The sequence below is a fragment of the Microvirga brassicacearum genome (assembly GCF_008757455.1).
Lineage (GTDB): Bacteria > Pseudomonadota > Alphaproteobacteria > Rhizobiales > Beijerinckiaceae > Microvirga > Microvirga brassicacearum.
In genome coordinates this window covers 20556-42237 of record NZ_VCMV01000010.1, presented here as the reverse complement: position 1 = coordinate 42237, position 21682 = coordinate 20556, and the positions used below count along the sequence as shown (strand labels likewise).

General features: G+C 65.5%; 18 protein-coding genes and 1 pseudogene. 4 read left to right on the top strand and 15 right to left on the bottom strand.

Going from position 1 to position 21682, the window contains the following annotated elements; translation table 11 throughout:
* Positions 1-4: 4 nt before the first annotated feature.
* The 15 genes from metK to murJ all read right to left on the bottom strand — a co-directional run bounded on the left by metK (position 5) and on the right by murJ (position 14078).
* Complete coding sequence (metK, locus tag FEZ63_RS06990; protein WP_150942922.1) at positions 5-1183, bottom strand: methionine adenosyltransferase; 1179 nt, start codon at positions 1181-1183, stop codon at positions 5-7.
* A gap of 114 nt (positions 1184-1297) precedes the next feature.
* The gene (locus FEZ63_RS06985; RefSeq protein WP_150942921.1) at positions 1298-1696 is read right to left on the bottom strand and encodes a helix-turn-helix domain-containing protein; all 399 of its coding nucleotides are present in this window, start codon (positions 1694-1696) and stop codon (positions 1298-1300) included.
* 24 nt (positions 1697-1720) lie between these two features.
* Positions 1721-3343, bottom strand: coding sequence for an apolipoprotein N-acyltransferase (gene lnt / locus FEZ63_RS06980; RefSeq protein ID WP_150942920.1), 1623 nt, complete (start codon positions 3341-3343; stop codon positions 1721-1723).
* Entirely contained in the window at positions 3340-4383 is a 1044-nt protein-coding gene (locus tag FEZ63_RS06975) for a hemolysin family protein (protein WP_150942919.1), read from the bottom strand. Before FEZ63_RS06975 ends, lnt begins: the two co-directional genes overlap by 4 nt.
* A gap of 31 nt (positions 4384-4414) precedes the next feature.
* Entirely contained in the window at positions 4415-4894 is a 480-nt protein-coding gene (ybeY, locus tag FEZ63_RS06970; RefSeq protein WP_244622681.1) for an rRNA maturation RNase YbeY, read from the bottom strand.
* Entirely contained in the window at positions 4891-5961 is a 1071-nt protein-coding gene (locus FEZ63_RS06965) for a PhoH family protein (RefSeq protein ID WP_150942918.1), read from the bottom strand. The genes ybeY and FEZ63_RS06965 overlap by 4 nt, the downstream gene beginning before the upstream one ends.
* Before the next feature lie 14 nt (positions 5962-5975).
* Positions 5976-7334, bottom strand: coding sequence for a tRNA (N6-isopentenyl adenosine(37)-C2)-methylthiotransferase MiaB (gene miaB / locus FEZ63_RS06960; RefSeq protein ID WP_150942917.1), 1359 nt, complete (start codon positions 7332-7334; stop codon positions 5976-5978).
* A complete protein-coding gene (gene olsA / locus FEZ63_RS06955) occupies positions 7331-8167 on the bottom strand; it encodes a lyso-ornithine lipid O-acyltransferase (protein WP_150942916.1) in 837 nt (278 codons plus the stop codon). The genes miaB and olsA overlap by 4 nt, the downstream gene beginning before the upstream one ends.
* A complete protein-coding gene (locus FEZ63_RS06950; RefSeq protein ID WP_150942977.1) occupies positions 8164-8538 on the bottom strand; it encodes a Fur family transcriptional regulator in 375 nt (124 codons plus the stop codon). The genes olsA and FEZ63_RS06950 overlap by 4 nt, the downstream gene beginning before the upstream one ends.
* A 197-nt stretch (positions 8539-8735) precedes the next feature.
* The gene (locus FEZ63_RS06945; protein ID WP_150942915.1) at positions 8736-9221 is read right to left on the bottom strand and encodes a GNAT family N-acetyltransferase; all 486 of its coding nucleotides are present in this window, start codon (positions 9219-9221) and stop codon (positions 8736-8738) included.
* A complete protein-coding gene (gene tsaB / locus FEZ63_RS06940) occupies positions 9218-9901 on the bottom strand; it encodes a tRNA (adenosine(37)-N6)-threonylcarbamoyltransferase complex dimerization subunit type 1 TsaB (RefSeq protein ID WP_150942914.1) in 684 nt (227 codons plus the stop codon). Before tsaB ends, FEZ63_RS06945 begins: the two co-directional genes overlap by 4 nt.
* Before the next feature lie 123 nt (positions 9902-10024).
* Complete coding sequence (locus FEZ63_RS06935; protein ID WP_150942913.1) at positions 10025-10585, bottom strand: NifU family protein; 561 nt, start codon at positions 10583-10585, stop codon at positions 10025-10027.
* 292 nt (positions 10586-10877) lie between these two features.
* Positions 10878-11375 (bottom strand): universal stress protein, encoded by a 498-nt coding sequence (locus FEZ63_RS06930; RefSeq protein WP_201274104.1) that lies wholly within the window; start codon positions 11373-11375, stop codon positions 10878-10880.
* Positions 11376-11446: 71 nt separating this feature from the next.
* On the bottom strand, positions 11447-12487 hold the full coding sequence (gene trpS / locus FEZ63_RS06925; protein ID WP_150942912.1) for a tryptophan--tRNA ligase: 1041 nt from the start codon (positions 12485-12487) through the stop codon (positions 11447-11449).
* A 67-nt stretch (positions 12488-12554) separates the two neighbouring features.
* On the bottom strand, positions 12555-14078 hold the full coding sequence (gene murJ / locus FEZ63_RS06920) for a murein biosynthesis integral membrane protein MurJ (protein ID WP_150942911.1): 1524 nt from the start codon (positions 14076-14078) through the stop codon (positions 12555-12557).
* 162 nt (positions 14079-14240) lie between these two features.
* Here murJ and FEZ63_RS06915 point away from each other — a divergent pair, with 162 nt between their 5' ends.
* The 4 genes and pseudogenes from FEZ63_RS06915 (at position 14241) to FEZ63_RS06900 (ending at position 21392) form a co-directional block, all read left to right on the top strand.
* Entirely contained in the window at positions 14241-15122 is an 882-nt protein-coding gene (locus FEZ63_RS06915; RefSeq protein WP_150942910.1) for a F510_1955 family glycosylhydrolase, read from the top strand.
* A 177-nt stretch (positions 15123-15299) separates the two neighbouring features.
* Positions 15300-15983, top strand: a pseudogene (locus FEZ63_RS06910) (UdgX family uracil-DNA binding protein); the annotation flags it as partial.
* Between the two features lie 117 nt (positions 15984-16100).
* Entirely contained in the window at positions 16101-18227 is a 2127-nt protein-coding gene (locus FEZ63_RS06905) for a transglycosylase domain-containing protein (protein ID WP_150942908.1), read from the top strand.
* 147 nt (positions 18228-18374) lie between these two features.
* Entirely contained in the window at positions 18375-21392 is a 3018-nt protein-coding gene (locus FEZ63_RS06900; protein ID WP_150942907.1) for a beta strand repeat-containing protein, read from the top strand.
* Positions 21393-21682: the final 290 nt, after the last annotated feature.

Below are 21682 nucleotides of genomic sequence, written 5' to 3'. Positions count from 1 at the left end.
TGAATTAGCTGAGAGCGGCCTTGAGGGTCTCGGCGAAGTCGGTGCGCTCCCACGAGAAGCCGCCATCGGCATCCGGCTTGCGGCCGAAATGGCCATAGGCCGAGGTGCGCGCATAGATCGGCTTGTTGAGGCCGAGATGCGTACGAATGCCGCGGGGCGACAGGTCGATGGCATCCATCAGGGTCGCTTCGAGCTTCTCTTCCGAGACCTTGCCGGTATCGTGCAGGTCCACGTAGATCGACAGGGGCTTGGCGACGCCGATGGCGTAGGAAAGCTGGAGCGTGCAGCGATCGGCGAGGCCAGCCGCCACCACATTCTTGGCGAGATAGCGCGCCGCGTAAGCCGCCGACCGGTCGACCTTCGTCGGATCCTTGCCGGAAAATGCGCCGCCGCCGTGGGGAGCCGCACCGCCGTAGGTGTCGACGATGATCTTGCGCCCAGTCAGGCCGCAATCGCCGTCCGGTCCGCCGATGACGAACTTCCCGGTCGGGTTCACGTGCCAGATGGTCTCGGCCGAGATCCAGCCCTGCGGCAGGGTCTTGCGGATATACGGCTCGACAATCTCGCGGACGCCCTCGGAGGTCAGGTTCTCGTCGAGATGCTGCGTCGACAGCACGATCTGGGTCGCGGCGACGGGCTTGCCGTTCTCGTAGCGGACGGTGACCTGGCTCTTGGCATCGGGGCCGAGCACGGCGGCGCCATTGGCCTTGGCCTTGCGGGCAATGTTGAGGTCTTCGAGGATCTTGTGGGCGTAGTAGATCGGCGCCGGCATCAGCTCGGGCGTCTCGTTGCAGGCATACCCGAACATGATGCCCTGGTCGCCCGCGCCCTCGTCCTTGTTGCCGGCGGAATCGACGCCCTGCGCGATATGCGCCGATTGGGCGTGGAGGTAGACCGACACGTCGGCGTTCTTCCAGTGGAATCCGTCCTGCTCGTAGCCGATATCCTTGATGGCGTCGCGCGCCAGCTCGATCACGCGCTCGCTGGTGATCGAATCGGGGCCGCGCACCTCGCCGGCAATGACCACGCGGTTGGTAGTGGCGAGCGTTTCGCAGGCGACGCGCGCCTCCGGCTCGGCTGCCAGGTAGGCATCGACGACTGCATCGGAAATCCGGTCGCAAACCTTGTCCGGATGACCCTCGGAAACCGACTCGCTGGTGAAGAGATAGCTTGAACGGCGCACGACCATATTCCTTTGAGGCGAAGAAGAACGCACCCGCGACCGCAGGCTTTGCGCAAGCTCTTGCCGCAGCCCGGTGGAAAGGTCAAGCGGACGCGTTCGTTTTGTCGAACGTTCCTAGTCGTCCTGCGCCGCCAGCGCCGCGACAAGCTGGACGATGCTTTTGCGAACCTTCGGATTCTTGATGCCCGTGAAGGTGCGGATGAGCTGAAGACCTTCGGGAGTCGACATCATCTCGGAGATGTACGGGGGCGATTCTTCCTCCCCGAAGCCGGCATCGGCCTTGGCGCTTCTGACGCCGTCGAAAAAGAAATGGATGTCGACGCCAAGGATCTTGGCGATGTCGACCAGGCGGCCGACGCTGATGCGGTTGGTCCCCTTCTCGTATTTCTGAACCTGCTGGAAGGTGAGGCCCAGCAAGTCGCCAAGCTTTTCCTGGCTCATACCGATGGAAATACGGCGCATGCGCACGCGGCTTCCGATTTCGATATCGATTGAACCGGTCGACTTCTTCATCAGTTCAGACTTCCTGTCCGTGCCTTACGCTGCAGTAGGGCTGGGAGATTGGGGGGAACCGCGTCGCCGCCTGCGTGCGGCGGGTGCCATTAAGCAGATGACAAGCATGGCCGTCAAAACAAACCTGCGGCTTTTGCCGTAAACGGTTTGGGATATCGAACGCGGCAAATCGGCATCCAGCACGCCCTCCGTTCCGAGCGGCAGCGAGCCTATGATGCGGCCAAACGGATCGACCACGGCCGAGATGCCAGTGTTGGCGGCGCGCACGAGCGGCAACCCTTCCTCGACGGCGCGCAGGCGTGCCTGCGCGAAGTGCTGGTACGGGCCGGGAGTCGAGCCAAACCACGCGTCATTGGTGACGTTGAGGATGAGATCCGGGCGCGGACCGTCCGGCAAAAACGCGTCCGGAAAGATTGCCTCGTAGCAGATTGTCGCGGCAACCGGCGGCAGGCCGGGAATCGCCAGGGTCGTGCGTTGCTCGCTCGCCGCGAAGCCACCCGGGATGCTGATGAAGGGCCTGAGCCCCACCGCGCGGATCAGCGCATCGAGCGCGTGCGGCAGATATTCGCCGAACGGCACCAGGTGGATCTTGTCGTAGGCGGAAAGAATGGTGCCGCGATGATCGATGGTCTGGATCGCGTTGTAGAATTTCCCCACCGACTCGCCCGGCAGCGGCTCGTCCATCCGCGCCGCCCCCGTGATGAGCAGGGAGCCCGGGCGAAGGATGCCGGCAATCTGCGCCAGCGCGCCGGGGTCGCGGTGGAGCAGGAACGGGAACGCCGATTCAGGCCAGATCAGGTGCGTTGCCGAATCGAGGGTCTTGCCGGCCTCTCCCGCATAGCGGCTGATCGCCAGATAACGCCGCATGATGGCGTCGCGATTGCGCGGATTGAACTTGGCGTCTTGCGGAAGGTTCGGCTGCATGATGCGCAGCGAGACATTCTCCACTGTGGCCACCGGCCCGTCCGGGAGCCGCCAGATGCCGAAATCGGCCATCAGCGCGAGTACGCCGAGCGCCATGAGAGGTGCGGTCCAGCGCTGCCGTCGGGTAGCCCCTGTCAGCAGCACCGCGGGCGCCGCGCCGATCGCCAGACCGAGCAGCGTCAGGCCGTACAACCCGACCACGGAGGCGCTCTGCATCAGCCAGAGGTTCTGGCCGAGCGCCATGCCGGGACTGTTCCACGGAAAGCCGGTGAACAGATGACCGCGCAGCCACTCGCTCAACGTTACGGCCGCCGCGAAAGCCAGGATGCGGGTCGCGTCGCCGGTCCAGAGCAGCCGCGCCAGGGCAAATCCGAAAGCGGTGAAAAACGCCAGCAATGCCGGCAAGCCGAGGACGCCGAAGGGGAGCGCCCAGGCGAATTGATCGGCCTCGACCAGGAACGCCGCGCCGAGCCACCACAATCCGGCGACGAAATAGCCGAAGCCCCAGAACCAGCCCGTGACGGCGGCGGCTTTCAGCGTCCGCATCCGGGTGTCGCGGGTTGCCCCGTCAAGCAGCCAGATCGCCGGGACGAGGGACACCATCAGGGCGGGCAGAAAGCCGAAGGGCGGCATCGCTAGCGCCCCGGCGGCGCCGGCCGCGAAGGCCGCAAGCGCGCGACGCCACCCGGTCCATCGGGTGACGCGATCCGCCAGAATCGTCATCGAGCGGCGGAGCTTTCGGAAGAGCCCGATTCCACGCTCGCCGGCTGCCCGTTATCGACCGTCGTCCTGCCGTTGAACTCGCGGCGGAAGATGCGCACCCGTTTGACCCGGCGAGGATCGGCGTCGAGGATCTCGAATTCGAGATTTCCGGGACCGAGGATCAATTCGTTGCGCGCCGGCACGCGGCCCGCAATCGTCACGATGAAGCCGCCGATCGTGTCGATATCCTCGGCGCGTTCCTCGTATTGCAGGTCGACCCCGAGGCTTTCCTTGACCTCGTCGAGGCTCGCCCGCGCATCGGCGATGAAGGAGCCATCGGCCGCCGTGACGATCATCATCTCGGTGGCGTCGTCGTGCTCGTCCTCGATATCGCCCACCACCATCTCGACCAGGTCCTCGATGGAGACGAGGCCGTCGGTGCCGCCGTATTCGTCGATGACGAGCGCCATATGGGTGCGGGTTGCCTGCATGCGGACCAGAAGGTCGATGGCCGGCATCGAGCGCGGCACGAACAGGACGGGGCGCAGGATCTCGGCGGATGCCAGGGGAATCGAGAAATCGACCTGACCGAGATTGGGCAGGCTGTGCTTGCCGGGATCTTCCGCCGCGGCCCCGTTGCCGGGATCCGCATGTTTGGCGATGAAGTCGAGGAAGTCCCGGATGTGGACCATGCCCTTGGGATCGTCCAGCGTCTCCCCGTAGACGGGCAGGCGCGAATGGCCCGCCGTGCGGAAGAGGTGGAGCAATTCGCCCAGGGCGGTATCGTCGGAGACCGCCACGATGTCGGCCCGGGGCACCATCGCGTCATCGACGCGGATGCGGTGGAAGCCGAGCACATTCTTGAGCATCGCCCTTTCCTGGGGCGAAAAATCAGGATCCTCGACGGTTTCCGCGAGAGCATCCTCGAGGTCGTGGCGGATGGATTCACGGGGCTTCAGGCCGAGCCGGGTCAGAACGCGGTCGTACCAGTGGTCGCGCAAGCCCTCGGGCTCCGGAATTGGCCGGAGCGGGCGGTCGTTGCGACTTCGATCTTCATTCATAACTTTTGAGTTTCAGCCGAACGTCATCCGTTCAAGCTGCCATATCGCGATAAGGATCGGCAATGCCAAGGGTCGAGAGCGCCTTGACTTCAAGACCTTCCATCAGTTCCGCCTCCGCCTCGGTTTCGTGGTCGTAGCCGAGAAGATGCAGGACGCCGTGAACGATCAGATGGGCGTAATGATGCGCGAAAGCCTTCGATTCGTCTTCGGCCTCACGCACCAGCGTCTCATACGCTAATGCAATGTCGCCGAGATTGCGAGGGCCTGCGTGGCCTCCCGGCGGCGCGGGAGCCGGAAACGACAAAACATTGGTGGCTTTATCCTTGCCCCGCCATGCCTTGTTGAGCTCGCGGATATGCGCGTCGTCGGTCAGCATGACGCTCGCCTCGAAGGCCTCGGCCTCCCGGCCGGCGACGTTCGTCGCGGCGGCGGCCGCCCGCTGCGCCAGGGCCTCGGCATCCTCGAGCCGATCCCAGTCGCCGCCCTCCACCATGACGTCGAGCTCGATCACGGTCGTCGGCTCCCCTGTTCCTGTCGGAAATCGGCGTCGTACGCGGTCACGATCCGGCGCACGAGATCGTGCCGCACCACATCCTGTTCCTTGAAGGTGATCCGCGCGATGCCCTCGACTCCGTCGAGAATGCGCACGGCCTCGATCAGCCCGGATTTCTGCCCTGGCGGCAGGTCGATCTGGGTCGGGTCGCCGGTGACGATCATGCGCGAGCCCTCGCCGAGCCGGGTCAGGAACATCTTCATCTGCATGGTGGTGGTATTCTGCGCCTCGTCGAGCAGCACGATCGCGTTGGTGAGCGTACGCCCGCGCATGAAGGCGAGCGGCGCGATCTCGATCATGCCGGTCTGCAGGCCGCGATCCACCAGCCGCGCATCCATGAAATCGTAGAGGGCGTCGTAGATCGGCCGCAGGTAGGGATCGACCTTTTCGCGCATGTCGCCGGGCAGGAAGCCGAGCCGCTCGCCCGCTTCCACGGCGGGGCGGGAGAGAATCAGCCGGTCGGCCTGCCCGTTTTCGAGCAGCGACACCGCATAGCCGACCGCGAGCCAGGTCTTGCCGGTGCCCGCGGGTCCTTCGGCGAAGATGAGCTCGTGCTGCTTGAGCGCCTTGATGTAATCGTTCTGGGCGGCGTTGCGCGCCCGCACCGGACCCCGCTTGCGGGTGGCGATCTGGTCGAACGCGCTCAGGCCCGCCGGGGCCGCCTCGGTGGTCGGAAACAGCGAGCCCTGCAGCGTGCTCTCCTGGATCGCTCCGTCCACGTCGCCGGTCGACAAGGCGCGGCCCTGCCGGGCGCGCTCGTAGAGTCCTTCCAGCACGCGCCGCACGATCTCCGAACTTTCCGGCGAACCCTTCACGGTCACGCGGTTGCCGTTGGCGACCGCCTTCACGTTGAGGCGGCGTTCGAGATGGGCGAGGTTCTGGTCGAATTGCCCGAAAACGAGGCTGGCGAGGCGGTTGTCGTCGAAGGTGAGGATGATTTCGGCTTCCTCGACGACGCCGGGATGGAGATTCGCAGGATTCCGTCCCTTCTGCGTTCGGGCAGTCGCACTGTCCGCTGGCCTCAAATGCCTCTCCCGTTTTACGCCGCGACTTTGTCGCCGGCTTTGATCAATTCCCCGAACAGGCTGCCGCCGCCTGCCCGTATGATTCGCACCGTCGCGATCTCGCCGACCGCCAGGGTCTCGGTGTCGAACTGGACCGGCTGCAGATAGGGCGACTTGCCGGCCATCTGACCGGGAAGCCGACCCGGCTTCTCGATGAGAACGTCGAGAGTCTGACCGACTGTTCCCTGATTGTAAGCCACCCTTTGCGTTTCCAACAGCTTTTGCAGTCGCGCCAGGCGCTCGGTCTTCACCGCTTCGGGCACCTGGTCGCCGCGCTCGGCCGCCGGCGTGCCGGGGCGCGGGCTGTATTTGAACGAAAACGAGAAGGCGAAGCCAACATCCGCGACGAGGCGCATGGTTTCGTCGAAATCCGCATCGGTCTCGCCCGGAAACCCGACGATGAAATCGGATGAGACGGCGAGGCCGGGCTGGCGGGCACGCATGCGCGCGATGATGCGCCGATACTCGTCCGCCGTGTGCTTGCGGTTCATCGCCTCGAGAACCCGGTCCGATCCCGATTGCACCGGCAGGTGCAGCGAGGGCATCAGCGCCGGCAGATCGCCATGCGTCAGGATCAGTGCCTCGTCCATGTCGCGCGGGTGCGAGGTGGTGTAGCGAAGGCGGGCGATGCCCGGGACCTCGGCGAGGCGGTAGAGTAGCCGGCTCAAGGTCCAGGTCGTCCCGTCGGGTCCCTCGCCGTGATAGGCATTGACGTTCTGGCCGATCAGGCTGAGTTCGCGCACGCCCGCTCCCGCGAGCCGCGTCGCCTCGTCCACAAGCCGCGAGACCGGCCGCGAGATTTCGGTGCCGCGGGTATAGGGCACGACGCAGAAGGTGCAGAATTTGTCGCAGCCTTCCTGAATCGTCAGGAAGGCGGATACGCCCCGCGAGACGATCTGCGCCCGGGTCGGCTTCGGCAGGTGATCGAACTTGTCCTCGATCGGAAACTCGGTGTCGACGACCGCCTTCATGCGCGACCGCTGCAGCAGGTCGGGCAAATGATGATAGTTCTGCGGGCCCACCACCACATCGACGGACGGCGCGCGCCGCAGGATCTCGGCGCCTTCGGCCTGGGCGACGCAACCCGCCACGATGATCTTCGTCTCCTGTCCCTGCGCCTCGCGCTCGATTTTCAGATCGCGCACGCGGCCCAGTTCGGAATAGACCTTCTCGGCCGCCTTCTCGCGGATATGGCAGGTGTTGAGGATGACGAGATCCGCATCCTCCATGGTGGCGGTTTCGCTGTAGCCTTCGCCGGAGAGCAGATCGGTCATGCGCTCCGCGTCATAGACGTTCGCCTGGCAACCGTAGGATTTGACGAAGACCTTTTTCACGAAAGACGAGCCTGCTGGGTTCCGGGGTGAGACGCCTGTTTACGCGGTTTGACGCTGCAAGAGAATAGTGGCGCGTTCACGGCCTCGCGCACCGCCGCCTCGGCCGTCGCCGTCGCTTCCTTGCGATTGCCATTGAAGGAAATCGGCTCCCCCCACGTCACCTCCACATCCACCGCGCCGCCGCGCACGAACGCGCCGAGATGTGGCGCCAGCTCCATGTCGCCGTACCAGGCGAGATACGGCCGGTCGCGGCGGGTCACCGGCATGCCGCTGCGGCGCGTATAGGCGATTGCGAGCGGCTGCAGGACCACGCGTGCATCTGCGTCGTTGACGAGGGCCGCCTGCGCGGCGCCGACGAGGGAGGAGCGGAACGGCAGAAGCCGGTTGCCGTCCCCGGTCGTGCCCTCGGCGAACAGCACCATGACCTCGCCCTTCGCGAGCCGATGGGCCAGCGCGTCGTTGACCTCCGCGGTCGCCCGGCGGCGCTGCCGATCGATGAAGACCGAGCGCTGGAGTTTCGCCAGAAGGCCGACGATCGGCCAGGTTTCGACCTCGGATTTCGCGATGAACGAGAGCGGGTGCAGCGAGCCGATGACCGGAATATCGAGCCACGACACATGGTTGGACAAAACCAGGGTCGGCACCCCCCCGGGCGGGCGGCCCCGCTCGGTGATTCGGACCCCGAAGAGGCGCAGGAAAAGCCGGTGGAACCACATCGGCAGCCTGTGGCGGATCGGCCAGCCGAAGCGCAGCGCCAGCAACTGGAGCGGGATGGCGAAGAGGGCAAAGAGAGCGAGGACCAGAAGCCTCGCGGCGACCCCGATGCGCCTCACGCCTGATCCTCGTCGATGGGCACAGCGTAAAGCTCAAGCCGGTGATAGATCACCTTGTAGCCGAGACGGCGGGCGATTTCCGTCTGCAGCGCTTCGATGTCGTCGGACTGGAACTCGATCACGTCGCCGGTTTCGAGATTGATCAGGTGATCGTGGTGCTCGCGCGCGGCAAGCTCGTAGCGGGAGCGCCCATCGCGGAAGTCGAGGCGTTCGATGATGCCCTGCATCTCCAGGAGCTTCACCGTCCGATAGACGGTGGAGAGCGAAATCCGGTCGTCGACGGCAACCGCGCGCTTGTGCAGCTCGACCACGTCCGGGTGATCTTCGGCCGCATCGAGGATGCGGGCGATGACCCGGCGCTGGCCGGTCATGCGCAAGCCCTTGTCGCGGCACGCCCGCTCGATCGCGTCGGATCGTTTGATTTTCACCGTTTTGCTGTTCCGTACTGCCAAGGCCGACCCCGCTCCTTCCCGATGCTTATAGGGGAGCCGCGACGCGGGGGCTACGGCCCGGGCCGGAGGAAGATCGGCGAAGTGGTCCGCCGAAACACCCTACGCCCATTCGGAGCTTAAAGGTCGAGCCGCATGGTCAGCGCGGCCGTCCGGGCCTTGTCAGCCTTGAGATAATAGCCGGCGCGCCGGCCGATTTCACGAAATCCGAGCCGGCGATAGACGGCGAGCGCCGGAGCGTTGCCGTCCTCGACCTCGAGATGGACGAAAAGCACTCCCGTCCGCGAGAGCCCGTCGAGATGGGCTGCCAGCAAGGGTCGCGAATAACCCCGTCCGCGCAGCTCCGGCAGGAGGGCCACAGTGAGGATCTCCGCCTCGTCGAGAACGCTGCGCGACAGCACGAAACCCGATGGAGCGCTTGCCTGCCCGATGAACAACCCGTCCGCCGTCACGTTCCGCTCGCCCAGCAGGCGTTCGAATTCGAGCGTGCTCCAGGGCCGCGCGAAGGCGGTGGCGTGGATCGCCGCGAGGCGCGCGGCGGCCTGGCTGTCCAGCCCGGCGATGCGCACGGATGGTGGCGGGAAGAAGCGGGCGAGCAGGCTCATCGTCTGGCGATTCGCGCTCCGTCCTGCGGTTTGGCGTCGGGTTCGCGCAGGTAGAGCGGCTTGGGAAGGGCGTTTGCCGGATCGGCGATGGCGCCGAGGCGGGCCACCCAGGCGATGTCGGGCGCCGGCGAATCCTCGATCACATGCGCCTCGACCCCTTGCGCCCGCGCTTCCGCCGCAAGCGACGCGGCGGCGTTGCCGGTCAGCAGCAGCGGCCCGGAACCGAGCTGGCGAATGGCGTCGCGATAGCTCATGAGGGAGGGCGCGATGATGGCCTTGCCGCCGAACGCGATGGCCTGGATGTAGATATGGCTATGCTTGGCGTCGATGGCGCTGGCGAACAGACCGCGGGTCTCGCCCGCCATCAGGGGCGCAAGGTATGCCGACAAGGTGGCGACACCCACCACCGGAATGCCGGCGGCAAGCCCGATGCCGCGCGCTGCCGCGATGCCGACGCGCAGGCCCGTATAGCTGCCGGGCCCGACGGTGACGGCGACCCGGTTCAGGCTCTCGAAGCCGCCCTCGCCATGCGAGACCAGCCGATCGATCAGCGGCAGCAGGGCTTCCGCATGGCCGCGGTCCATCGGAATGGTTTCGCGGGCGAGCAATTCGCCGCTATCCGATTGAAAGATGCAGGCCGAGCAGGCGCCGAGGGCGGTATCGATGGCAAGGACGCGCAATGTTCGTCTCCGTCTGGTGGCGTCTCTTTAGAGCATGATCGGGACGGGTGGGACAAAAAAGGCGGCCCGAAGGCCGCCCTGATTCGCAAAACCGTCGAGACGCCTCAGACGGCCAAGAACACTTCAGACGGCTTGGACCTCGCGCACATCGGGCAGGAAATGGCGCAGCAGGTTCTGGATGCCGTGCCGGAGCGTGGCGGTGGAGGAGGGACAGCCCGAGCAGGCGCCCTTCATGACCAGATAGACGGTGCCGTCCTTGAAACCCCGGAACGTGATGTCGCCGCCATCGCCCGCGACCGCGGGGCGGATGCGGGTCTCGAGCAGTTCCTTGATGGTCGCGACGGTGGCGGCGTCGTCCGCATCGAAGAATTCCTCGCCGTCATGCTCGGTCAGCATGGCGCCATCCGTGAACAGCGGCGCGCCGCTCATGAAATGCTCCATGATGGCGCCGAGGATTGCGGGCTTGAGGTGCTGCCATTCAGCATCGGTCTTGGTCACGGTGATGAAATCGTGGCCGTAGAAGACGCCGCTGACGCCCGGAATGGCGAAGAGCCGGTCGGCGAGCGGGGAGGCTCCCGCTTCCTCGGAGACGCGCGCCTCGAACGTCCCCTCGGGCATGACGACACGGCCGGGCAGGAACTTCAGGGTGGCGGGATTCGGTGTGGCTTCGGTCTGGATAAACATCTGTCGTGTTGTCCTCTGCGCCGGTTCAAGGCCGGCCGAGCGGGTTGAGCGGCCCTGAATGGGCTTGGAATCGTTCTAACAGGTTCTCTCGGAGATGTGGACCGGGTGCGCGGCGATTCCAAGGGGAGATCGTCCTCTCGCCTGCCTCATCCTGAGGAAGCGCGGAGCGCTGTCTCGAAGGACGAGGCAGTTCCAGAGACCACTGGAGATCCTTCGAGACGCCGCTTCGCGGCCCTCAGGATGAGGTCGCGGCCCTCCTCAGGATTGGGTCCGTGGGGAATCTCGGACCCCCTCACCCCGCCAGCGCATCGATCTCCTCGTCCGACAAGCCGCCGGGCACGATCACGATGGGGATCGGGAAGGTTGCGGCGGCCCGGCCGGCGAGCGACGAGACGAGGGGGCCGGGGCCCTCCTTGCCCGATCCGGCGGCCAGCACTAGAAACGAGATGTCCTCGTCCTCGTCGATCAGCGCGATGAGGGCCTGGGCGCGGTCGCCGACCCGGATGACCTGTTCGGGTTCGACGCCGGCGGCATCGCGCGCCTCCTTGGCGGCGGCCTCCAGGCGCTTCACCGCCTCGGCGCGCGCTTCCTCGATCATCGCCTCGCCGACGCCGATCCATTCGAAATTGTCGGGCGGATCGACCACGGCCAGCATGATCATGCTGGCGCCGGTGCGGGCGGCGCGACGGGACGCGAAGTGGACGGCCCGGAGGCATTCCGGCGTCTTGTCGATCACCACCATGAATTTGGGCCGGTGGCCGGCCTCGTAGGATTGGCGCTTACCGCTCACAAGCCTGTCCTCCGAACGGCCGAGATGCTGCCTTGGCGGTACGCCGAGAGCAAGGCTCCCATGGCGGCATTTCAGCGAGCACGCACGAAGCCGAGGATATCCTTGACGGCGTTCATCGTCTCTGCGGCGATGACGCGGGCGCGGCCTGAACCGTCCGCCAGGACTGCGTCAATGTGACCGGGATCGGCCATCAGGCGGCGCATTTCGTCCGCAATGGGGGCAAGCCTCGTCACCGCGACGTCCACCAGGGCGGATTTGAAGCCGGAGAATTGCGAACCGCCGTGATCGCGCAGGACCTCGGCCGGCGAAACGTCGGTCAGCGCCGCGTAGATCGCCACCAGATTGTCCGCCTCGGGACGCGCCCGCAGGCCCTCGGTCTCGGAGGGCAGCGGCTCCGCATCGGTCTTGGCCTTGCGGATCTTCTGCGCGATCATGTCGGCATCGTCCGTGAGGTTGATGCGCGAGTAGTCGGAAGGATCCGATTTCGACATTTTCTTCGAGCCGTCGCGAAGCGACATGACGCGGGTCGCGGGACCGGCGATCAAGGGTTCGGTGAGCGGGAAGAAAGCGTCGCCGAAGCCGTGCTCGGCGATGGAATCCGCCCAGTCGTTGTTGAATTTCTGCGCTACGTCGCGGGTCAGTTCGAGATGCTGCTTCTGGTCCTCGCCGACCGGCACGTGCGTTGCGCGATAGACCAGGATGTCAGCCGCCATCAGGTTCGGATAGGCGTAGAGCCCGACCGATGCGTTCTCGCGATCCTTGCCGGCCTTGTCCTTGAACTGCGTCATGCGGTTGAGCCAGCCGAGACGGGCGACGCAATTGAACACCCAGGCCAGTTCGGCGTGCTCGGAGACCTGGCTCTGGTTGAAGACGATGTGACGTTTCGGATCGATGCCGGCGGCGAGAAAGGCCGCCGTGACCTCCCGGATCTGCCGGTTCAGGTCGTGCGGATTCTGCGGCATCGTGATCGCGTGCATGTCGACCACGCAATAGATGCACTCATGAGTGTCTTGCATGGTGACGAAGCGTTTGATGGCCCCGAGGTAATTTCCGAGGTGAAGATTTCCGGTCGGTTGAACGCCCGAAAACACCAGCTCCTTGAACGTTGCCATCGTAGTCGAACTCCTCAAAACGCATCGCGGCCGGGTTATGACAGGGCGGGGCGGCGATGCAAGCCCATTAGGCTTTTTTGACCGGCGGCGCGAGATCCCGCCACGTCACCGCCCCCAGCAGCCATGCGGTTGCCGCATAGAAGCCAAGACCGCCGAGGCAGAGGACGGCAAGCGAAACGGCGGTGGGTGCCGGCGAGACGCGAAGCCCCATCAGGAGGCCGCCGCCCAAGAGGGCGCTGGCGAGAGCGATTCGCAGGGCCTTGCCGAGCAAGGCGCGGTCGGGCCGCCACATACGGGCCTGCTGCAAAAGCCACACCAGCACAGCCGCATGGGCGAGGCAGCCGAGGCTGATGCCGAGCGCGATGCCGACGACGCCCCATGCGAAACCGAGCAGAACTGACGACAGGCCGGTGGCCGCCATGCCGATCAGCGCGGCGGCGACGGCGCCTTTCAACGCACCCCTGGCAAACAGAGCCTGGCTGAACACCTTGGCGAGGGTCGCGGCCGGAAGCCCGAGGCTGAGGCCCAGAAGGACGAGCGCGGTGCCGGCCGCATCCGCGTCGTCGAAGGCGCCGCGCCGGAACAGCACGAACGCCATGGGCTCCGCCAGGCAGGCCAATGCGACGCTCGCCGGCAGTGACAGCAGCAGCCCCAAGCCGATGGCGCGGTTCTGCGAATCGACGAGGGCTTGCCGTTCGCCGGCCCGGTAGCGCAATGCGAGTTCGGGCAGCAGCACGCTGCTGGCGAGCGCCGCCATCAGCCCGAGCGGCAATTGCACCACCCGGTCGGCGTAATAGAGCCATGAGACGCCGGAGGGCCAGAACGACGCCACCTGCGTTCCGACGAGCACGAAAAGCTGCACCGCCCCACTGGCGACGAGCGCCGGAAATCCCGCCAACAGCAGGCTTTTCAGGGCCGGCGACCAGACCGGCTTGCGAAATCGGACAATGCTCGCCTCGCCGCGCGCAAGAGCGAGGATGACGATCGCCAGCTGAACGACGCCCGCCAGGCTCGAGGCGGCCGCCAGCCAGGCGGCTTTCTGCACGAGCGGAAGCGGGAAGTGGGTCTCCAGCAGCACGACGGCAAGAATCAGGCCGCCATTCATCGCCAGCGGCGCGAGGCTGGCGGCGGTATAGCGGCGGTGGAGATTGAGCAAGGCGGCGCCGATGGAGGCGAGCGTGATGCAGATCACCGCCGGAAACGCCAGCCGCGTGTAAAGCGCCACGAGATCGAGCGTCTGCGGCTCGCCGGCAAAGCCCGGCGCCAGGGCGAAGGCGAGAAGACCGGCGCCGAGTTCAACCAACCCCGTCACCCCGAGAAGCGCCAGTGCGAAGACCGTCACGACATCGCCGGCGGTCTTCGCCGCGGCGTCGGCCTCCAGCGCGCCGAGGACCGGAACGAGGGCCGGGTTGAGGCCGCCCTCGCCGACCACCCGGCGCATGAGGTTGGGCAAGCGGAACGCCGCCAGAAACGCATCCGCCACCGGTCCGGCGCCGAGCGCTTGGGCAAACAGCACATCGCGGACGAATCCGAGCACACGCGACGCGCCCGCGCCGAGGCCGACCAGAAGGGATGAGCGGATGACCGACATGCTGGATCGCGCTTAGCCGGTTGTGTGGGGATTGTCCAAGGGCGACGAAGACGGCCCCCGCGCGCCCGTCCCGCGGGCGGGATACCCAACACGATGATGTGTGTTGCCTGTCGAAAGCGAAGCGGGATCATCTGCGGCTCGACAGGCCTTCAAGGGACGGCGATGACCATCGGCTTCTCCACAAAACTCGCGGTCGCCGGGGCCGTGGCACTCGCAACCTTGGTGGTCGGATCGATCTCCCGGTCGGTGGCCGGTGAGACGGTGGCCGTATCGGAATTGACCCGTCAGACCCACATCCACGGCCTTGCGGTGGATCGGCAGGATTCTTCGCGGCTCTTCATCGCGACGCATCACGGCCTGTTTCACGCAGGCTCGGACGGCAAGGCGGAACGCGTCTCCGAAGTTCAGGATTTCATGGGTTTCAACCCTCATCCGCGCGACGCCCGCACCTTGTACGCCAGTGGCCATCCTCAGAGGGGCGGTAATCTCGGCTTCATCGCCTCCACGGACCAAGGAAGAACCTGGACGCAGATTTCGCCCGGGGTGAATGGCCCTGTCGATTTCCACCAGATGAGCGTGAGCCCGGCGGACCCAACGACGATCTATGGCGTCTATCAGGGTCTCCAACTGAGTCAGGACGGCGGGAGGTCCTGGAAGGTCGTCGGGACGCTGCCTGCGAAGCTGATCGATCTGGCCGCGTCGGCCAGGAACGCGGAGACTTTATATGCCGCCACCGAGACGGGTCTCCTGCGCAGCGGCGATTCGGGCCGAACCTGGACGTCGCTGATCGAAGGCGCACCCGTGACCCTCGTCGAAATCGCACCGGATGGCGCCCTGTACGCTTACGTGTTCGGCCGCGGCTTGGTCCGCTCGCAAGAAGAGACGCTGCAATTCGAAACCCGCGGCAATGATATCGGTGGCGGCTTCCTTCTCCACCTCGCCGCCGATCCCACCAACGCGAACCGGCTCTTTGCAGCCACTGACAGGGGACGAATCCTCAGCAGCGCCGATCAGGGGCGGAGCTGGGCGAGCTTCGGCGGCTGAAGCTCAAACCGGGACTTCCCGATGGACATGATGCAGGGCATGGGTTGGATGATGAGCGGCATGACGCTCCTGTGGGTTGCGGTCGCTCACATCCTCGTTCTCGGGATAGCCGCATTGGTAAAATATCTTCGATCCTGACGAGAGCGAGCATTCGCTCGATCGAACCTCAATCGCCCGCCAGTGCTGCAACGGAGGGCGCGGATGGAGGAGATGGCGATGCCGGCACAATCAAAATCCGCGCGGGCGGCGAAATCCGAGCGATCCTCGGAGGCGCTGTGGGACCAGGAGCCCAGGACGCTGGCGGAGCTGAACGCTCTCATCGCCAAGGCCGGGCCGCTCGTGCCGGGTTCGACCCAGCCGGTCTTCGGCGAGGGTCCGGATCACGCGGAGATGGTTTTCGTCGGCGAGCAGCCAGGCGACCAGGAGGATCTCCAGGGCCGCCCGTTCGTCGGCCCGGCCGGTCAATTGCTCGCGCGGGCGATGACGGAGGCCGGGATCGAGCGCGACGAAGTCTATCTCACCAACGCGGTCAAGCATTTCAAATTCGAGGAACGCGGCAAGCGCCGCATTCACGCCAAGCCGACGGCGGGCGAAGTGAGACATTATCGGCCCTGGCTGATGAAGGAGATCGATCTGGTTCAGCCGAAGCTCGTCGTCGCCCTCGGCGGCACGGCGCTGCTGGCCCTGGCGGGCAAGGCCTTGCCGGTCACGAAAGCCCGCGGCCCGGCGCGGTTCGAGAATCGACCTGGCTTCGTCACCGTTCATCCCTCCTATCTGCTGCGGGTGCCCGACGCGCAGGCGAAGCGGCGGGCCTACGAGGATTTCGTCGCCGATCTCGTGCAGATCCGGGCCATGGCTTAGGGGATGTGAAACCTTGTGCGGTCGCACTTAACCGCCCCTTAAACCGCCATATTTACAGTGCCTCAGAGCGTGCAACGAAAAGCCGGATCACCGGCCGCATGGCACAAGAGGTTTGACGTGGCGAACGGACGTGACAGGCGCGAGCCGGTTTTCGGCGCGCCCGCCACTGAAGCGGAGGCGCAGGATTTTCGCCTTTCGTCTGAAGATCGGGCAGGGGGCAACATGGCGCAGAAGCGCGCGTCTCGAGGCGGCGGCGGAGGCTCGGGTCGTCCGCCCTCGCGGCAGAGAAAGTCGACGCGCAAGCGCCGCGGACGCTCGCTGTGGAGCAAGTTGTTCTATGCGGGCGTGGTCTTGTGCCTCTGGGGCATCATCGCGGTCGGCGGCGTCGTTGCCTATTACGCGGCGAAACTCCCACCCATCGATGAACTGACGGTTCCCAAGCGTCCGCCCAACATCGCCATCATGGCAAGCGACGGATCGCTGCTCGCCAACAAGGGCGAGACCGGCGGTCGCACCATGGCCATCAAGGAGTTGCCGCCCTACCTGCCGAAAGCCTTCATCGCCATCGAGGATCGACGCTTCTACGACCATTGGGGCATCGACCCTGTCGGCATCGCCCGCGCGCTGTACCGCAACCTCAACCGCGGCGGCGTTTCGCAGGGCGGCTCGACCCTGACCCAGCAGCTCGCCAAGAATCTCTTCCTGACGCAGGAACGCACCGCCTCCCGCAAGATCCAGGAGGCGATTCTGGCGCTCTGGCTCGAGCGCAACTATTCCAAGGACCAGATACTCGAACTTTATCTCAACCGGGTCTATTTCGGCGCCGGCGCCTATGGCGTCGAGGCCGCGGCCCAGCGCTATTACGGCAAGTCCGCCCGCAACGTGTCGCTATCCGAGGCGGCGGTCCTTGCAGGTCTCGTGCAGGCCCCGTCGCGGCTTGCGCCGAACCGCAATCCGGAAGCCGCGCAAGCCCGGGCCGAGCTGGTCATCGCGGCCATGAACGATCTCGGATTCATCACTCCCGGAATGACCAAGACCGCCCTTGGCGCGCCCGCCGAACCGGTTCGCGCGCCGGGGGCGGGCTCGGTGAACTACGCGGCCGATTACGTGATGGACGTGCTCGACGATTTCGTCGGCACGGTCGAATCCGACATCGTGGTGTCGACCACCCTCGACCCGGCGATGCAGAACGCCGCCGAAAAGTCGCTGGTCGACGAGCTGAACGAGAAGGGCCAGAAATTCAACGTGAGCCAGGGCGCCTTCGTCGCCATGCAGCCGGATGGCGCCCTGAAGGCGCTGGTCGGCGGCCGCAATTACGAGGCGAGCCAGTTCAACCGGGCCACGACCGCGCGCCGGCAGCCGGGATCGGCCTTCAAGCCGTTCGTCTACCTCGCCGCCATGGAGGCGGGGCTCACCCCCAACACGGTGCGGGAGGATTCGCCGGTCAACTACAAGGGCTGGGCGCCACAGAACTACGATCATGGCTACCGGGGCGCCATCACCTTGCGGGAAGCGCTTGCCCTGTCGCTCAACACCGTCGCGGCCAAGCTCGCGATCGAAGTCGGTCCCAGGAACGTGGTGCAGGCGGCGCAGAAGCTCGGCATCAATTCGCCGCTTCAGGCCGTTCCGTCGCTGTCGCTGGGAGTGTCGGAAGTGACGCCGCTGGAGCTGGTGAGCGCCTACGCGGCCTTCGCCAATGGCGGGACGGGCGTGATCCCGTACGTGATCACCCAGGTCAAGACCGCCGAAGGCCGGGTGATCTATCGCCGGCCGAACGGTGGCGGGCTCGGGCGCGTGCTCGATCCGATGACGGTCGCGATGATGAACGACATGATGCACAGCACCTTCGTGATCGGCACGGCCCGCAAGGCGCGGATCCCCGGCTGGACTCTGGCCGGCAAGACCGGCACGACCGACGACTACAAGGATGCGTGGTTCGTCGGCTTCAGCGGCAATCTGGTGGCGGGCGTCTGGCTCGGCAACGACGATGGCGCGTTGACCAAGCGGGTCACGGGCGGAAACCTGCCGACCGAGGTGTGGCACGATTTCATGAAAGTTGCCCTCAAGGATCAGAAGCCCGTGCCGCTTCCCGGCAGCGAGCGCTTCCTGCGGCCGGAGGACATCCCGGTCGCCGATGCGGGCGCGCAGCCCGGACCGCCGCGCGAGAGCGCGTGGATTCCGCCGCAACAGCAGCGGCGCGGCGGGCGCGAGAAGAACTTCCTGGAGAAACTGTTCGGGCTTTAAAACCTGAAGTAGCAAATAGAATGCCGCCACACCTCCTTGGACGAAGAGCTCTCAGGTTCGAAAGTTTAGTTATGATCTATCATATCTAAACCATAGCGCCCGCGCGCCGACCTGAATGACGGGCTCTGCACACCAAGGGGTCTTCTCATGGCAACCGATAGCAAGAGCGTATCGTCCGGCTCGAACACCCAGATGGCTTCACCCATCGATTCCAGCATCACCCTCGCGGGCGAGTTCAGCGCGCTTGCGGTGGTCTCCGGCGATGCGGGCAACAACACGCTGCAAGGCAGCGCGGGCGACGACCAGATCAACGGTCTCGACGGAAACGACCTCCTCATTGGCGGGAATGGCAGCGACACGCTGAACGGCGGCAATGGAACCGACACGGTCTCGTACGCCACGGAAACCGGCAGTGCGGGGGTCAGGGTCAATCTCGGCACGCAGGCCTGGACCTATGAGGGCGTCACCTACCAGGCGGGCACCGGCACGGACACCTGGGGCAATGTCGATACCTACGTGCAGATCGAAAAGATCATCGGCACGGCCAAGGCCGACGTTTTCACCGGCGGAAATAACTTCCTCCCCGCCTACATCGAAGCCGGCGCCGGCGACGACATCTTCCTCGGCGGCGCCGGCTCCTACACGGTCGATGGCGGCGCCGGCAACGATTACATCGTCGGCGGCAACGGCCGGGATATCATCGTGGCGACGCTCGGCTCCGATACGATCATGAGCAGCCGGGGCAACGACACCATCACGGGCAACTGGAGCACCACGCTCAGCTACGAGAACGAAACCGCCTTCAGCGAAGGTCTCCGGGCTGATTTGAGCACGGGCAACATCGGCAAGGGCGGCGGCGCGGCCGACAAGGTCTCGAAAATCGGAACCTTCATCGGAACGAATTTCGGCGACATTATCAGCGGCAACACCAATGCGGAGGTTATCCGCGGTCTCGGCGGCAACGACAAGATCTCGGCCGGCGGCATTGGCAGCGACACCATCGATGGCGGCGACGGTGACGATACCCTCGACGGCGGATACGGCGCCGACAGTCTGCTCGGCGGCAGCGGCAGCGACATCCTGACCGATAACGGTGGCGGCGACGATACACTCGATGGCGGCACCGGCAACGACATCTTGATCGGCGGCCTCGGCAACGACGTGTATTACGTCGATTCGCTCGATGACATCGCGACCGAGCTCAACGGCACCGCGGACGGCAACGACACGGTCTATGTGTCGGTGGCGAATTTCGATGGCGCGAAACTCGCCAATATCGAGAATGTCATTCTGGTCGGGGACGGCAGCGTGATCGGCGGCAACGCGGCGCCGGAGATCGGCGGCGCCGCTGCGCCCATCACGATTGCGATCCCGGACGTGGAAGTCGCAACGCCCTTCGCCGGCGTGACCATCACCGACGATAGCCCAACCGTCACCGTTACCATCACCATGGGCGATCCCGGCGACGGCGCGTTCACCCATCTCGGCGCGGGTGCCTACGATTTCTGGGCCGGCACCTATACGATCACCGGCGATGCCACCAGCGTTCAGGCGGCGGTGCAGGCCCTGCAATTCGATCCGACGGACCACCCGGATTATCCGGTCGGTCACGCGTCGAGGACGCATTTCACCATCGCGGTCGTCGACAGCAATGGCGTCTCCGGCACATCGAACAGCAATATCTCGGTCGATTCCATCACCACCAATCGCGCCCCGACGATCATCGCTGCGGCGACGACGTTCACGGTGAACGATTCGGCGAACGTCAATCTGGTGGCGCCCTTCGCCGACGTCACCATCGACGATACGAACGCCAGCGACGTTCTCACCGTCACCATTGCGCTCGACGCCGCCGCCAAGGGGGTCCTGGTGCCGGTCGCGGGCGGCAGCTACGATCCCGCAACTGGGATCTTCACCATCACGGGTGCGGCCGCAGATGTGCTTGCGGCGGTCCGCGCGCTCCAGTTCAACCCGGAAGACCGGGCCGGCGCACCGAATGGCAGCATCGAGACGACCACCTTTACCATCGCGGTGGTGGATGCGGGCGGCCTCTCCGTGGCGAGCAGCAGTATCGCGGTCGATTCCGTTCACGTCGGGAATCTCGGGCCGGCGGCTCCGGTGCTGAGCAGTGGCGCGATCACCGATTCGGCGCAGGACGGCACCGTCGTCGGCACGCTGTCCGCCGCCGATCCGGACGAGGACGCGGTCACCTTCGCGTTCGTGGACGCGCTGGAGGATTCCGGCGGTCTTGTCAGTGCGGATGGCCGGTTCAAGATCGTGAACGGCGAAATCATCGTGAACGACCAGGGCCTGATCCAGGTCGCGCAGCAGACGAGCTTCTCGTATGCGGTCGCAGCCTCGGACGGCAATGGCGGCGTCACCACGGGCGACGTGACGATCACGGTGGGAGACCAGAACAAGGCGCCGTCGGTCACCCTCATTTCAAACGCCAAGGTCAACGAGCATGCGGCCGCGGGCACCCTCATCGGCGTGCTGTCGGCGACCGATCCCAATGGGGACGCCCTCACCTACGCGCTGCTCGACGATGCGCATGGTCGGGTCGAACTCGTCGGCAACGAGCTCCGCGTCAAGGATGGCGTGACCCTCGACTACGAGCAGCTCACCCAGATCTTCATTTCGGTGGCGGCAAGCGACGGCGGCGAATCGGTTCGGACCGATTTGCGGATCGCCGTGATGGATGTCCGCCAGGAGAACGTCGTGGGCACTGCGGGCCACGACATCATCAAGAGCGGCACCGGTCGCGACATCCTCAACGGCGCCGCCGGCAACGACATCCTGAGCGGCGGCGGCGGCCTCGACCAGTTGATCGGCGGCACCGGCAAGGACGCTTTCGTGTTCGACGCCGCTGCGGTGAGCACCAACGCGGACGCCATCGCCGATTTCAGCCGGGTCGAGGGCGATCAGATCTGGCTCGCCAAGGCGATCTTCGTGGGCTGTGGCGGGACCGGCATGATGAATGCAAGCGCCTTCGTCAACGGCACCGCCGCGCGGGATGCGGATGATCGCATCATCTATGACGGGACCACCGGCCGGATCCTCTACGATGCGGACGGCGCGGGGCTGAATTCCCAATCCGTGCTGATCGCCACGATCAATGGCGCCACGACGCCGATGCTGACGGCCTCCAGCTTCTTCATGGTCTGATCGGCACGCCGGACAATCAAACACCGGGCGGCCTCACGGCCGCCCGTTCTGTTGCGGCGTGCCGCGCTTCCTCAGCATGAGGCTGTGGGGATTGCCGCTTTGGGCCAACGGCTTCTGCACCACCTCATCCTGAGGAGCCGCGAAGCGGCGTCTCGAAGGATCGTCCAGTGGTCTCCGGAGAAGCCTCGTGCTTCGAGACAGGCCTTCGGCCTTCCTCAGCATGAGGCTTGCCAAATTTTCCCATCCGATGGCGTCGCCCTCGGTCAGCCGGTATCCGGCCGGCTCCTCTC

What these genes read in the sequence shown, in the direction of transcription:
- FEZ63_RS06985 (WP_150942921.1), bottom strand. Translation starts at nt 1,696, where the DNA reads ATGAAGAAGTCGACCGGTTCAATCGATATCGAAATCGGAAGCCGCGTG.
- lnt (WP_150942920.1), bottom strand. Translation starts at nt 3,343, where the DNA reads ATGACGATTCTGGCGGATCGCGTCACCCGATGGACCGGGTGGCGTCGC.
- FEZ63_RS06975 (WP_150942919.1), bottom strand. Translation starts at nt 4,383, where the DNA reads ATGAATGAAGATCGAAGTCGCAACGACCGCCCGCTCCGGCCAATTCCG.
- FEZ63_RS06950 (WP_150942977.1), bottom strand. Translation starts at nt 8,538, where the DNA reads ATGACCGGCCAGCGCCGGGTCATCGCCCGCATCCTCGATGCGGCCGAA.
- FEZ63_RS06945 (WP_150942915.1), bottom strand. Translation starts at nt 9,221, where the DNA reads ATGAGCCTGCTCGCCCGCTTCTTCCCGCCACCATCCGTGCGCATCGCC.
- FEZ63_RS06935 (WP_150942913.1), bottom strand. Translation starts at nt 10,585, where the DNA reads ATGTTTATCCAGACCGAAGCCACACCGAATCCCGCCACCCTGAAGTTC.
- trpS (WP_150942912.1), bottom strand. Translation starts at nt 12,487, where the DNA reads ATGGCAACGTTCAAGGAGCTGGTGTTTTCGGGCGTTCAACCGACCGGA.
- murJ (WP_150942911.1), bottom strand. Translation starts at nt 14,078, where the DNA reads ATGTCGGTCATCCGCTCATCCCTTCTGGTCGGCCTCGGCGCGGGCGCG.
- FEZ63_RS06915 (WP_150942910.1), top strand. Translation starts at nt 14,241, where the DNA reads ATGACCATCGGCTTCTCCACAAAACTCGCGGTCGCCGGGGCCGTGGCA.
- FEZ63_RS06900 (WP_150942907.1), top strand. Translation starts at nt 18,375, where the DNA reads ATGGCAACCGATAGCAAGAGCGTATCGTCCGGCTCGAACACCCAGATG.